Annotated in this window: 12 protein-coding genes and 1 pseudogene; 6 read left to right on the plus strand and 7 right to left on the minus strand. The window is 70.5% G+C overall.

What is annotated here, in order from left to right:
* Positions 1-530: 530 nt before the first annotated feature.
* Entirely contained in the window at positions 531-1,505 is a 975-nt protein-coding gene (locus KGQ19_RS42965) for a DMT family transporter (RefSeq protein ID WP_212020387.1), read from the minus strand.
* Positions 1,506-1,576: 71 nt separating this feature from the next.
* Between KGQ19_RS42965 and KGQ19_RS42970 the strand changes: the two genes are divergently transcribed.
* Positions 1,577-2,602, plus strand: coding sequence for a LysR family transcriptional regulator (locus KGQ19_RS42970; RefSeq protein ID WP_212020389.1), 1,026 nt, complete (start codon positions 1,577-1,579; stop codon positions 2,600-2,602).
* Here KGQ19_RS42970 and KGQ19_RS42975 read toward each other — a convergent pair.
* Positions 2,575-3,147, minus strand: coding sequence for an NADPH-dependent FMN reductase (locus KGQ19_RS42975; protein ID WP_212020391.1), 573 nt, complete (start codon positions 3,145-3,147; stop codon positions 2,575-2,577). The genes KGQ19_RS42970 and KGQ19_RS42975 overlap by 28 nt on opposite strands.
* 34 nt (positions 3,148-3,181) lie before the next feature.
* Positions 3,182-3,766 (minus strand): annotated as a pseudogene (gene yczE, locus KGQ19_RS53175) (membrane protein YczE); the annotation flags it as partial.
* A gap of 100 nt (positions 3,767-3,866) precedes the next feature.
* On the opposite strand from yczE, the gene KGQ19_RS42980 reads away from it, so the two are divergent.
* The gene (locus KGQ19_RS42980) at positions 3,867-4,397 is read left to right on the plus strand and encodes a MarR family winged helix-turn-helix transcriptional regulator (protein WP_212020393.1); all 531 of its coding nucleotides are present in this window, start codon (positions 3,867-3,869) and stop codon (positions 4,395-4,397) included.
* Between the two features lie 52 nt (positions 4,398-4,449).
* On the opposite strand, the gene KGQ19_RS42985 is transcribed toward KGQ19_RS42980, so the two are convergent.
* Positions 4,450-5,571, minus strand: a complete 1,122-nt coding sequence (locus KGQ19_RS42985; RefSeq protein ID WP_368862244.1) for an MFS transporter — start codon at positions 5,569-5,571, stop codon at positions 4,450-4,452.
* 120 nt (positions 5,572-5,691) lie between these two features.
* Here KGQ19_RS42985 and KGQ19_RS42990 point away from each other — a divergent pair, with 120 nt between their 5' ends.
* From KGQ19_RS42990 to KGQ19_RS43000, 3 genes are all read left to right on the plus strand, one after another.
* Positions 5,692-6,459: an AraC family transcriptional regulator gene (locus KGQ19_RS42990; RefSeq protein WP_212020397.1), complete on the plus strand. Its 768-nt coding sequence runs from the start codon at positions 5,692-5,694 to the stop codon at positions 6,457-6,459.
* Between the two features lie 83 nt (positions 6,460-6,542).
* A complete protein-coding gene (locus KGQ19_RS42995) occupies positions 6,543-7,043 on the plus strand; it encodes a metallophosphoesterase family protein (protein ID WP_212020399.1) in 501 nt (166 codons plus the stop codon).
* Positions 7,044-7,128: 85 nt separating this feature from the next.
* Entirely contained in the window at positions 7,129-7,542 is a 414-nt protein-coding gene (locus KGQ19_RS43000) for a peptidoglycan-binding domain-containing protein (protein ID WP_212020401.1), read from the plus strand.
* 58 nt (positions 7,543-7,600) lie between these two features.
* On the opposite strand, the gene KGQ19_RS43005 is transcribed toward KGQ19_RS43000, so the two are convergent.
* Positions 7,601-9,019: an MFS transporter gene (locus tag KGQ19_RS43005; RefSeq protein ID WP_212020403.1), complete on the minus strand. Its 1,419-nt coding sequence runs from the start codon at positions 9,017-9,019 to the stop codon at positions 7,601-7,603.
* Between the two features lie 189 nt (positions 9,020-9,208).
* Between KGQ19_RS43005 and KGQ19_RS43010 the strand changes: the two genes are divergently transcribed.
* Complete coding sequence (locus KGQ19_RS43010; protein WP_212020405.1) at positions 9,209-10,108, plus strand: AurF N-oxygenase family protein; 900 nt, start codon at positions 9,209-9,211, stop codon at positions 10,106-10,108.
* 17 nt (positions 10,109-10,125) lie between these two features.
* Here KGQ19_RS43010 and KGQ19_RS43015 read toward each other — a convergent pair whose 3' ends face one another.
* Both KGQ19_RS43015 and fxlM read right to left on the minus strand, forming a co-directional pair.
* A complete protein-coding gene (locus KGQ19_RS43015) occupies positions 10,126-11,130 on the minus strand; it encodes a DUF3048 domain-containing protein (protein ID WP_212020407.1) in 1,005 nt (334 codons plus the stop codon).
* Between the two features lie 51 nt (positions 11,131-11,181).
* Positions 11,182-12,546, minus strand: coding sequence for a methyltransferase, FxLD system (gene fxlM / locus KGQ19_RS43020; RefSeq protein ID WP_212020409.1), 1,365 nt, complete (start codon positions 12,544-12,546; stop codon positions 11,182-11,184).
* Positions 12,547-12,674: the final 128 nt, after the last annotated feature.

Consider the following 12,674-nt stretch of genomic DNA (forward strand, 5'->3'; position numbering starts at 1 on the left):
GACACCGGTGCTGTACCCCCCGGGCTGACGACGCGACCGAGGGGAACGGACCGCACCACCCCACAAACCGCAGCCGCTGAGACTCACCCGGCCACCCGAGGGAACCGCGCTAGTTTCCCTGAGGTTGCCGAGGCCCGCCGGAGGCCCGGCTCTTCATCACAGTTTTTGATCTTGCTGTTGATCTTGCTGTTGATCTGGTCTTTGATCTGGCTCTTGCCCTTGCTCCGACTTGCCGGAGTTGAAGAGGCCTGAGGTGGGGCGGGGTTGTGAACGCGAAAACCGGCAGCCGACAAGCACACCCGCCGCCCCGAACCCCGAACCGGCTCAACTATGACCGAAGGCCGTAAAAAGCATTTGAAACCCACAGGCCAACCGCAACCCGGCCCTCCCAACAAACCCCAACCGACAACAGATCTCTCCTCACCGAGCCGCCGCGCACTCACGTCGCGAACTGTCGCAATCCGCCTCGCCGCAGACTGAAAGCGTGCTCGGCATCGGCATCAGCATCAGCATCAGCATCAGCATCGGCCTCAGCCGCAGTCGACGAGTTCGAGCGCGCGAGCGGGCACCGATTCCAGTGTGGGTGCGGGCGCGGGCGCCGGTTCCAGTGTGGATGCGGTTGCCGGCTCCGCTGCCTTCTGCCCGCGCCTGCCCCGCGTGGACAGCCACGAACCCGCCACCACGAGCACGAATCCGGCCAGCGCGCTCGGCCGCAGCGGCTCGTGCAGCACTGACGCGCCCAGGAGCACGGCGACCACGGGATCGACGTAGTTGATCAGGGACGCGCGTCCGGCGCCCGCCTCGGCGATCAGGCGGTAGAAGGCGAGGAATGCGGCGGCTGTGCACAGTAGTCCCAGCACGGCCACCGATCCCAGGGCGGCGCCGGAGGGTGTGTGGTGCGGCCGGGTCGCGATCGCGAAGGGCAGCAGGATCAGGGTGTTGATTGTCATGGTCGAGGCGACGACGCCGAGTGGCGGCACGTCGGACAGCTTCCGCTTGACCAGCAACGCGGCCGCGCTGTAGCCGAGCGTCGCGAGCAGGACCAGTCCCACGCCCAGCCACCGGTAGCGGTCGCCGCTGGCGTCGAAGCCGACGACCGCCGCGACCCCGACCAGGCCGACCGCCAGTCCCAGGGCCCGCCCGCCGGTGGCCTTCTCCGAGGCGTCCGATCCGCCCATCGCCATCAGCGCGATCATCACCGGCTGGGTCGCGATCAGCAGGGCCGTGAGTGAGGAGGGGATGTGTGTCTCGCCGTAGGTGATCAGCAGGAATGGGCCGGTGATGTGGGTGAGGGCGAGCACGACGATCGTGCCCCGGCGCTCGCGCAGCGGCCGCAGCGCCCCGCGCCGTAGCGCGATCGGGAGCAGCACCGCTGCCGCGATGGCGGTGCGCGCGGTCACCACGACCGGCGGGGCGAGGTCGCCGACGGCGATCTTGATGAACAGATACGGGATCCCCCACAGCAGACTGACCAGGGCGAACAGGAGCCAGGCACGACGAGTCATGGCCACAGCATGGGCGCGCTACAGTCATCAGCAGAAGTACCGACTTACTGAAGGGGCGGTAAGAAGCGCTAATGATGGATGTCCGGCGGCTGGAGATCCTGCGCGAGGTCGCGCGCCGGGGCAGCTTCGCGAAGGCGGCGGCCGCGCTCACCCTGACCCCCTCGGCCGTCTCCCAACAGATCGCCGCCCTGGAACGGTCGCTCGGCCTGCCCGTCGTGGAGCGCAGCCCGCGCGGTGTCCGGCTGACCGAGCCGGGCCGGATCATGGTGGACGCCGCGGACGCCGTCACCGGCGAGCTTCGAGACGCCCAGGCGCGCATCGACCACCTGGTCCGCGGGGCCACCGGATCGCTGTCCGTCGCGGCGTTCACCACCGGCGGCCAACTGCTGCTGCCCGACGCGCTGGCCCGTCTGCTGTCCGCGCACCCCGGCATCGATCTGACGGTGCAAGAAGCCGACGCCGTGGAAGGCATCGCCCTGGTCCGCGACGGTAAAGCAGACCTCGCGATCGCCTACCACTACGGCGAAGGGGAACCCGACGGCGCCTCGGTGAGCTGGAGCCCGCTGACCCGCGATCCGCTCTCCGTCGTCCTGCCCGCCGGGCATCCGCTCGCCGACCGCCCGGACCTGGACTTCACCGACCTGGCCGGCCAGAGCTGGGTCCTGGGCTGCCACTCCACCGCCGCCGTGCTGGAACGCCACGCGGCGCTGGCCGGACACCTGCCGAATATCGTCTGCCGGTCCAGCGACTTCGTGTTCGCGCAGTCGCTCGTCGCCGCGGGCGTCGGAATCAGTCTCGTGCCGCGGTTGGCGCTGGCAGCCTCTGCCCGGGACCCACTGCGCGGCGGGGATCTGGTCGCGGTCGCTCTGCGCAGCCCGGCGCCGGTGCGGCACATCGGGGCGGTGACCGCTCGGCGCCGGTGGCCGCAGCCTCTGGTCACCGAGGTGCTGCGCTCGCTTCGGGAGTTCGCCGCGGGGCTGGATGAGGACGGACGCGGCCATGAGAACGGACGCGGCCATGAGAACGGACGCGGCCATGAGAACGGACGCGGCCATGAGGACGGGCGTGCCTATGCCGCGGCGGGCTTGCGCAACTGACTGAGCGCTTCGGAATAGCGCCGCAGCTCTTCCAGCAGCGCGTACACGCTCCGTTCCCTGCGCTCGCCGGGAACCAGCAGGCCGTCGGCGTCCAGGACTTCGCGCAGCGGCAGCGTCACGACGTCCGGCAGTGGCGTCATTCCCAGCGCGATGGCGACCGGCGTGATCATCTCGACGGCGCGCAGCCCCGCCGAGGACATGCCGTAGCTGATGTAGCCGACCGGTTTGCCGGCCCATTCCGAGTACAGGGTGTCCAGCGCGTTCTTCAGCGGCGCGGTGATCCCGCGGTTGTACTCGGCGGCCAGGATCAGGAAGGCGTCGGCCGCGTCCACGGTCTTGCTCCACCGGCGCGTGTGCTCGTGGATATACGCGTTCTCAGAGGGGTGATCGGGTTCGTCCAGGAACGGCAAGCCGATCTCGGCCAGATCGGCCAGCGCGACGTCGAATCCCGCATGCTCGCGGGCCAGGCCCAGGGCCCAGTCGGCGACGGCGGTCCCGGTCCGGCCCGGACGGGTCGTGCTGGTGATGAGGAGCAGGCGGGGCATCGTGGCCTCCGGTGGTGTCGAAGCGGGTGGTGTCGAAGCGGGTGATGAAGAACTGGGCGAGCGGGCCGATGGCGGCGGCGAAGACCACCGTCCCGACCCCGACGGTCCCGCCCAGCAGCCAGCCGGCGGCGACCACCGCGACCTCGATCCCGGTGCGGGTGCGGCGCAGCGAGGCGCCGGTCCGGGCGGCCAGGCCGGTCATCAGGCCGTCGCGGGGGCCCGGACCCAGGCCAGCGCCGACGTAGAGCCCGGTGGCGACGCCGTTCAGCACGATGCCGACCCCGAGCAGCGCGGCGCGCGGCGCCAGGGCGTGGACCGGCGGCAGGACGCCGAGGGTGGCGTCCGTGGCCAGGCCGACCAGCACGACGTTGCTCGCCGTGCCGAACCCGGGCCGCTGCCGCAGCGGGATCCAGGCCAGGAGCACCGCCGCCCCGGCGATGATCACGATCCGGCCCAGCGGCAGGCCGGTGTGCCGGGCCAGTCCCTGGTGCAGCACGTCCCAGGAGGCCAGGCCCAGCCCGGAGCGGACCATCAGCCCGGTGCTGGCGCCGAACAGGACCAGCCCGACGAAGAGCTGGACCAGTCGGCGCGGCAGGGGAGTCGGTGCGGAGGCCGGCATCGCGGACCTCCCTTCGATTGGTGACGTGTCAACAGGTGATGTGTCACCAAGTCTGCGCCGCAGGTCGGTGACATGTCAACCACGGCGCTAAGCTGGGTCCGTGCCCACGACGAAGCCCCGCTGGCTGGACGACGACGAGATGCGCGCCTGGCTGGCCTACCGCCGTATGCGGCTGCTGCTCAGCGCCGAGATCAACCGCGACCTGGCCCGCGATTCGGGGCTGTCGGAGGCCGACTACGACGTGCTGTCGAACCTGACCGCCGCCACGACCACGACCAGGACCACCGCGACCACCGCCGGCACCACCCCCACCGGCGCCGCCGACCGACGCCGCCTCAGCGAACTCGCCGCCCACATGCAGTGGTCGAAGAGCCGCCTGTCGCACCACATCACACGCATGGAACAGCGCGGTCTGGTCCGCCGCGAGGAGGTCGACGGCGACGCGCGCGGCTCGTTCGTGGTGCTGACCCCGCAGGGCCGCGAGACGATCGAGCGGGCAGCGCCGCACCACGTGCACTCGGTGCGCCGGCACCTGATCGACCGGCTGAGCCCGGAGCAGATCAGGGTGCTGGGAGAGATCGGCGATGTGGTGCTGGGGCCGTTGGAGGGCGAGGGGATCCCAGAAGACTGACGCCCTGACGCCCCGACGCCCCGACGCCCCGACGCCCCGACGCCCGGGGCACCTACTTCGACAGGCGCCCGGGTTCGCGCAGCGCCGTGGACATCGCGATGGCCAGCACCGGCACGCAGGCCAGCGTGACGAACGCGCCGCGTGGACCGTAGTGGTCCGCGACCAGCCCGAGCAGCGGCATGAACAACCCGCCGGCGCTCATCGCGAGCCCGAGCGTCACGCCGGCCGCGGTGCCGGGGCGGCTGGGCAGGTAGTCCTGGCCGAGCTTGATGAGGACGGCGAACGGGATGTTGGAAATCAGGCCGGTCAGCATCGCCAGCGGGAGCGCGCCGTACTTGTTGTCGCAGGCGAGCAGCAGGAACAGGCCCGGGAGCATGGCCGCGTTGCCGAACTGGACGGTGCGGACCATGCCGAACCGGTCGGCGATGCGCCCGCCGAGCAGGGTGCCCAGCACGCCGCCGCCGAGTTCGAGGGTCAGGGCCGTGCCGCCCAGGGCGCTGCTCGCGCCGAGGTGCTTGATCCAGTAGAGCGAGATGAACGTGTTCTGACCGGTCGAGATCGTGGAGCGGACGATCTCCACGGCGGTCAGGGCGGCGAACAGCCGGACGTGGTCGACGCCGTGGTGCTGGACCCGGGTGCCCGCGGCGTATGCGGTGCGGTGCTGATGGCGCAGCAGGATGAAGCCCATGAGTACCGCCGGCGGGATGAACAGCGCGGTCGCGCCGATCCCGAGGCCGTCCAGCGCGGGCGTCACCAGGGCCGGGCCGACGAAGAAGCCGACGCTGCCCCCGGCCGCGAAGTAGCTCATCGCGGTGGCGCTGCCCCCGGCCGCGCGGCGGGCGTCGCGCCCGGCCGGCGGGTGGAACATCGCGATGCCGATCCCGGCCAGCAGCAGCATCGCGAACACCACCGGGTAGCTGGGGAACAGCCCGGACAGCCCGGCCCCGATCCCGGCCAGGCTCATGCCCAGCGGCGACATCCACGGCAGTCGCCGCCGGTCGGCCAGGATGCCGATCGCCACCTGCGGCAGCGCGCTGCCGAACGTCGTGGCCAGCGCGAGCCCGGAGGCCTGGACGTAGCTGAAGTGCCGGGCCAGCACGAAGTACGGGACCGCGGCGGGCACCAGGCCCTGGTAGAAGTCGTCGACCGCGTGCGCGGCCGCCCAGATCCGCATCCGGTGCCAGTGGCCCGGGACGGCGTCCGGCCCGGTGGTGCGGTCGGCTGCTTGGGTCGTCATCACCCTTCCACGATCGTGGACGGCGAGCTGGGCGCGCTTCCCGTATTCTGCCGAGTTATGTCGCAGATCCGCCACGACCCGGTAGCCAAGACCGGTACCCAGCACCGCGCGGGCGGGGACGTCATCGACCGGCACCGCCATGACGACCACCAGCTGATCTACGTCAGCTCCGGAGTCCTCGCGATCAGCACCGAACACGGGTCCTGGGTCGCCGCCAACGACCGCGCGGTCTGGGTGCCCGCGAACACCTGGCACGAGCACCGGTTCCACGGCCAAAGCCGGTTCCACACCATCGGTTTCCCGGCCGGGGGCCCGGCTCCGCTGCCGGACGCCGACACCCCGGCGGTGATCGCCGTGGACGCGCTGCTGCGCGAACTGCTCATCGCGCTGACCGGCGCCGCCCTCACCCCGAGCGAGACCCGCCACATCCACGCGGTGCTGCGCGATCGGCTGCGCCGGGTCGAAGCGCAGCCGGTCTCCCTTCCGGCGGCGCGCGACCAGCGGCTCAAGGACGCCTGCCGCCTCGTAGAGGAAGACCTGCGGCACCCGCGCACCCTGGCGTGGCTGGCGAACCGGGTGCACACCGGCGAGCGGACGCTGTCGCGGCTGTTCCGCGACGAGTTCGGCATGACCTACCCGCAGTGGCGCACCCGGACCCGGGTCTTCGCCGCGATGGTGCTGCTGGCCGAGGACGCCAGCGTCACCGACACCGCGCACGCCTGCGGGTGGGCCACGACCAGCGCGTTCGTGGACACCTTCGCCCACGTGACGGGCACTACTCCCGGGGCCTATCGGAGCAGTGCGCGGCGGGCCAAAGAAGGCTGAGGTCAGAGAATGCGGCCAGAGAATGCGGCCAGGGAATGAGTCCGGAGAACCAGTACCAGATTCTTACTCCGAAGGGAGGCCGTGTGCGCCTACTACTGATGTCGGACACCCACGTCCCGACCCGAGCCCGCCATCTGCCCGCCCCGCTGCTTGCCGCGGTGGCCGAGGCCGACGTGGTGTTCCACGCCGGGGACTGGGTCGACACCGGCACCCTCGACCTGCTCCAGGACCGGTCCAAGCGGCTGATCGCGGTCTACGGCAACAACGACGGTCCGGCGTTGCGGGAGCGGCTGCCCGAGGTCGCACGTGTCGAGCTTCAGTCGTGCCGGTTCGCCGTGGTGCACGAGACCGGTCCGGCTCGCGGCCGGGAGCAGCGGTGCGCGACGCGGTTCCCGGACACCGACGTCCTCGTGTTCGGACACAGCCACATTCCCTGGGACACGACGGCCCCCGGCGGCCTGCGGCTGCTCAATCCCGGTTCGCCGACCGACCGCCGTCGACAGCCTTACGCCACCTACCTGACGGCGGTCTTGGCGGACGGTCGTCTCGGCGACGTCTGTCTGCATCGGCTGCCACCGCGGTAGCAGGGAGATGCCACGGTGCTGCCACGTTGCTGCCACGTCCCTTCGGCAGGGTCTTGGTGACGACCTCTGGGAAGGGAACAAGACCATGACAAATCTCTCGCTCGCTCAGCCGCTGCGCCGCCGCGTGGCAGCGGCCGTCGTCGGCGTTCTCGCCGTCGGTGGCACCACGATGATGGCTGAAGCGCCGGCGCACGCCGCGACTTCGGGCATCTGCGGGTACACGAACGCCCAGCCGCAGCTGTATGTCGGCAGCCAGGGCATCGCGGTGACTCAGGCCCAGTGTGAGATCGACGTCGCCTACGCGTTCGGCCACTCCACCAACTACGGCAGCGGCCCGTACAACGGCATCGTCGAGGACGGCGACTTCGGCTCGGCCACCGAGGCCGCGCTCAAGAACTTCCAGATCCACTGCATGCACGTCACCAACCCCGACGGCATCATCGGCCCGAACACCTGGACCGCGCTCGATGACCAGGTCTCCTCGGGCAAGTTCTGCTGAACCGCACCGATAGGGGCGCTCCGATCAATATCGACGGGGCGCTTCCTTGGGTTTTCCGCTAGCCCTTGACGGCAACGGCAGTTTGCGCGCGGCGCACCCGATTCCCGGCGTCGGGGTGCAGTCGCAGGGCCGTGCCGGTCACACACACCGAGATCACGGCGAGGATGAGGAACGCGACGGTGTAAGCGGTCCGCGCGTCGGGCGTTCCCGGCAGCAGGTGTCCGAGGGGTCCGCCGGCCCGCAGCGCGATGGCGCTGACGGCGATGGCCAGTCCGGCGGCGAGTTGGTTGGCCGTGGCGCTGATGGAGTTGGCGTCGCGCATCTGCTCCGGCGGCACGTCGCTGAAGGCGACGGTGGTGAACGCGGTCAGCGCCACCGAGCGGGCGATGCCGCTGACCAGGACCAGGGCGCAGGTCAGGACGATCGGCGTGCCGGCCGTGAGCAGTCCGGCGGCGGCCATCGTCAGCGCCATCACCAGCGTGGAGCCGACCAGTACCGGTCGGAAGCCGAACCGGTTGAGCAGCGGTGTGGTGCTCGGCTTGATGCCGATGTTGCCCACGAAGATGAACAGCACGACCGCCCCGGACTTGACGGCGCTCCAGCCGAAGACGTTCTGGAACAGCAGCGGCAGCAGGAACGGGCCCGCGCCGACGACGATCCAGAACAGCGAACCGCCGCCGACCGACGCCCGCAGCGTGGGGATTCGCAGGACCCGCAGATTCACCAACGGCGCCGTGGTCCGCAGCAGGTGCCTGGCGGCGGCGGTCAGCAGCCCGATCGACACCAGCGCGGTGGCGATGGCGGCGGTCCAGGAGATGTCGGTGTCGGAGAACAGGTGCGCGGCGTAGGTGAGCCCGCCCAGCCCGGCACAGGTGAGGACGACGCCGACCCAGTCCAGGCGCGGCGGGGTCGCGGTGGGCGTGGCCTCGATGAGGCGCCACCCGATACCGAACGCGACGACGCCGAGCGGGATGTTGATCCCGAACAGCCACGGCCAGGACGCGTAGGTGGTGATGAGCCCGCCGGCCAGCGGGGCCAGAACGGGGGCCATGAGCCCGGGCCACACGATGTAGGACATGAGCCGCATCAGGTCGGACTTCTCGGCCCCGCCCAGCACGATCAGCCGCCCGACCGGCACCATCATCGCCCCGCCCAGGCCCTGCAGAACCCGCATCGCGATCAGGAACGGCAGCGTGGTGCTCAGCGCGCAGCCGAGCGAGGCCAGCGTGAAGACCGCGATGGCGGCGAGGAAGACCCGCCGCGTGCCCCACTTTTGGGTGAGCCAGCCGCTCAGCGGTATGAGCGCGGCGAAGGTGAGCAGGAACGAGGTGATGACCAGACCGATGGCGGCGGAGCTGACGTGCAGGGAGCGGGCCATCTGCGGGGCGGCGGTGGTGACGATGGTGCCGTCCAGCATCTCCATGAAGAAGCAGCCGGCGACCAGCAGGGCTTTGTTGCGGTGGGGCTTGTCGATCATGAGTGGTGCCTTCTTCGCGGGACGGTGAGACTTTTAGAGTAGACGATGCGTTGCGTCTACGGAATTCCGGGTCGGCCGGCGAGTGCGCGATCCTTGACACGGCAGCCCTCCGTGTCCAAACTGACGGTAGGTTACCCGGGGTAACACGGACGGTTCCGGTCGACGGGCCGGAGGCGAGGGGATGGGACCATGGCGCGCGGGACACTCGGCCGTGAGCAGGTGGCGGAACGACTGCTGGACGCCTCCGCCAAGCACTCCTTCGATCCGGTGCACGAGGTCGACTGGGAGCAGCCGCAGCCCTCTGACCTGTTCTACGCGGTGCCCGAGCACGTCTCGTTGTACGGGACGCCGCTGTGGGAGCAGATGACGCCGGAGCAGCGGGTCGAACTCAGCAAGCAGGAGATCGTCAACATCATGTCGATGGGGATCTGGTTCGAGACCATCCTCATGCGGATGCTGCTGAAGATGGCCTACGAGCGCCACCGGCCGGAGTCCCGGCACGTGCAGTACGCGTACACCGAGGTCGGCGACGAGTGCCGGCACTCGCTGATGTTCATCCGGATGATCGAGAAGGTCGGCGCCCGGCCCTACGGCCGTCCCGGCTACCTGAACACGCTGGGCCGCTACGTCCCGGTGCTGTTGCAGGGCGCGCCGATGTGGGTGGGCACGCTCATGGGTGAGGAGATCGTCGACGTGATGCAGCGCGAGATGATCCGGGACGAGCGGGTGCAGCCGCTGGTGCGGCAGGTGTCGAAGATCCACGTGATCGAGGAGACCCGGCATGTGAACTACGCGCGCGAGGCGCTGACCCGCCGGATGGCGCGCGCCGGCCGGCTGGAGCGCGAGCACGCCCGGCTGGTCGCCGCCGAGAGCGCGGTGCTGGTCGGCGAGTTCATGGCGAACCCGGCCGTGTACCAGCGGGTCGGGATCGCCGATCCGGTGGCGGCGCGCCGGATGGCGAAGGGGAATCCGCACCACCTGGAGGTGAAGCGGCGCGCGGCGGCGAAGGTGGTGCCGTTCTTCGAGGAGCTGGGGTTGATGGGTGGGCCGACGCTGAAGCGGTGGCGGCGGTCTGGGTTCGTGGCCTGAGCCGGTAGAGACAGCGGTTATTGCGGCGTGAGCACGATCCACACCTGGCCCGGGTGGAACGGCATCGGCTGGCCGTTGAACGTGAAGCTGGTCGGGCTGGCGTCGTTCGGCCGGGACCAGGCGCCGGTGTACGAGTCGCCGTCGCGCAGCACTACGGCCTGGCCGCTGCCCACGGTCGGCGCGTAGGGCGAGAGCTGGTCCGGGACGTCGTGGAATCCGCGCGGCGAGGTCGTCTCGGCGACCTTCTGCAGCACGATCGTCGGCGCGCCGAGCGGGCCGCCGTCGGTGGTGGACGCGGTCTTGCCGTCCATGTCGATCAGGTACTCGCTCTTGTCCGCGTCCCAGGTGAAGGTGAACGAGGCCGAGGGCATGCGCGCAGTGGCGGTCGCGGTCGGCACGCCCCCGGCCGGCGCGGCCCCGAAGCGGAAGCCGATGTCCTTGGCGGCGGCGGTGCTCGGGAAGTCGGCCAGTACCTTGGTCGGGTTCAGGTACTCGTTGTAGGGGGCGATGCGTGAGTCGTCGCGGGAGTAGGCGGCGGCGTCCTGGTCGGGGCTGGTGTTGAAGATGTTCGCGGACGCCAGCACCGGCAGGAACACGCTCAGGGCGCCGGAGTAGGCGAAGTCGACCTTCCCGTACTGTTCGAGGATCGGCAGGTCGCTCTCGCGGGCGCTGCGTACCGGGCCGATCTTGCCGCCGGCCGGCAGGTGGTTGGCGTCGTAGACGGCCAGGAAGCGGGACAGGCCGCCTTCGACCTCGATCGCGTAGACGACGTCGGCGGCGGCCAGGCCGGTTTGCGGCCGGGCGTAGACGATGTTGTCGATCTTGACCGCGAGGATCTTCCCGGCCGGTCCCGGCAGGCCGGTGAGCGGCGAGATATTGCTCGGCGCCGCGCCTGGCGTCGAGGCCGTGGACGTCACCGGCGTGGTGCTCGGCTTGTTGTGGCTGTGGCCGCAGGCGGCGGTGACTGACAAGGCTGCGGCGCAGCAGGTCAGGGCGGCTGCGGCGCGGGCACGGGATCGCATGGGTCGGTACTCCTCCCCGTTGGTGCTTCGCACGGAGCGACGTTTGTCCGTTTACCCGATTTGGGTCGGGTCAATGCGGCGCCAGTCGACCGTCAGTCGGACGTGCTTTCTGACGGCCACCAGGTCGGCGACGGGGGTGGGTGCGTCAGGGATCGGTGTGTCAGAGACCGGTGTGTCAGAGACCGGGGTGTCAGGGATCGGTGCATCGATGGGCCACGCGGTGATGACCGGGCCGGGCCCTTGCCGATGGTCGCGGTCCCACACCGCCGTGCTCGCCGCCAGGTCGGCGGCGAGGGACGCGGCGTCCGGGCCGAAGGCGTGCGCGCCGAGCTCGATGCGACCGTCCGGGAGCGGGCGGGCGGTGAGGTACGCGAACGCGGTCGGAGTGGCGATGGCCGGCGTACCCGAGGCCAGGGCCGGTTTGAGCGCTTCGGTATCTGGCGCGTGGACGTTGAGTTGGCAGTAGCCGGGAAAGACGGTCGCGAGCCAGAGAGGCAGCGTGTCCCACGGCTCCCAGCGCCACACGTGCACGCCGGACCAGTGCTCCGCGTGCGGGCCGCGCAGCAGCTCTTCGACCTGCGCGGCGCCGGGAATGGCCCGCGGGTCGTCGACGTCAACGCTGAGGTCGCCGTCGTCGAGGTCGTACCCGGCGTCCGGATGACTGCCGGCGCCCTGCATCTTGACGAAGCCGCACAGCCGCGTGGACCGACTGACCAGCCGGTCGCCCTCCCGATCCAGAGCGATGGACCGGGTCATGCCCCGCAGCAGGAGCGGCACGACGATGCGCCCGTGCGGCGTCAACTGCGCCCGCCACGCCGGCGGCAAATCCCACGCCTCGACAGTCACCACGATCCGGTCATACGGCGCATGCGCCGGCACACCGGCCTCCGCATCAGCGACAACCACCCGCACGTCGCCATACCCGGCCGCATCCAGGCACCGCCGAGCCCGCTCCGCCACCTGCCGATCAATGTCAACGGACGTCACCTCACCACCGGCCCCCACCAACTCGGCCATCAGCGCCGCGTTGTAACCACCCGAACCAACCTCCAACACCCGCATCCCAGCCCGAATACCGGCCTGCTCCAACATGATCGCCTGAATATCCGGCGCACTCACCGAACTGGTCGGCACCCCCCACCGATCCCGCTTCACAAACACGACCTGATTCGCATACGCCAACTCCAACGCCAACCCCGGCGTAAACAGGTGCCGCGGCACCGCCCGCACAGCCGCCGCCACCTCCGCCGTGGCGATGGCACCCTCGGCGATGAGCCGATCCGCGAGCGCCGCCCGGTAGGCAGCAGCCTCGGCGGAGTCGCCCGGTTCGCGGTCAGAACCAGGATCAGCGCCCGAGCCTGCCCGCGCTTCACCCCCAGCCCCGCCACCGGAATCGTCCGCACCACCCGTCGCCACCCGACGCACCTCCTCGCATCAGCCTTCTTCCCCCGCCGCGTACAGCGAGTAAGCCTTTTCATACCGCGTTCCCTCCTCCGGGTGCTGGGGGAGTGCGGGGTGGGGGCGGCGGCCGGCGTGGGCGATGG

Source organism: Catenulispora pinistramenti, from assembly GCF_018274385.1.
Classification (GTDB): Bacteria; Actinomycetota; Actinomycetes; order Streptomycetales; family Catenulisporaceae; genus Catenulispora; species Catenulispora pinistramenti.

Bases quoted from the DNA above. Each gene is read 5' to 3' on its own strand.
- KGQ19_RS42965 (WP_212020387.1), bottom strand. From the start codon at position 1,505: ATGACTCGTCGTGCCTGGCTCCTGTTCGCCCTGGTCAGTCTGCTGTGG.
- KGQ19_RS43010 (WP_212020405.1), top strand. From the start codon at position 9,209: ATGGCGCGCGGGACACTCGGCCGTGAGCAGGTGGCGGAACGACTGCTG.
- KGQ19_RS42985 (WP_368862244.1), bottom strand. From the start codon at position 5,571: ATGCGGATCTGGGCGGCCGCGCACGCGGTCGACGACTTCTACCAGGGC.
- KGQ19_RS42975 (WP_212020391.1), bottom strand. From the start codon at position 3,147: ATGCCCCGCCTGCTCCTCATCACCAGCACGACCCGTCCGGGCCGGACC.
- KGQ19_RS42990 (WP_212020397.1), top strand. From the start codon at position 5,692: ATGTCGCAGATCCGCCACGACCCGGTAGCCAAGACCGGTACCCAGCAC.
- KGQ19_RS43005 (WP_212020403.1), bottom strand. From the start codon at position 9,019: ATGATCGACAAGCCCCACCGCAACAAAGCCCTGCTGGTCGCCGGCTGC.
- KGQ19_RS43000 (WP_212020401.1), top strand. From the start codon at position 7,129: ATGACAAATCTCTCGCTCGCTCAGCCGCTGCGCCGCCGCGTGGCAGCG.
- KGQ19_RS43015 (WP_212020407.1), bottom strand. From the start codon at position 11,130: ATGCGATCCCGTGCCCGCGCCGCAGCCGCCCTGACCTGCTGCGCCGCA.
- KGQ19_RS42970 (WP_212020389.1), top strand. From the start codon at position 1,577: ATGATGGATGTCCGGCGGCTGGAGATCCTGCGCGAGGTCGCGCGCCGG.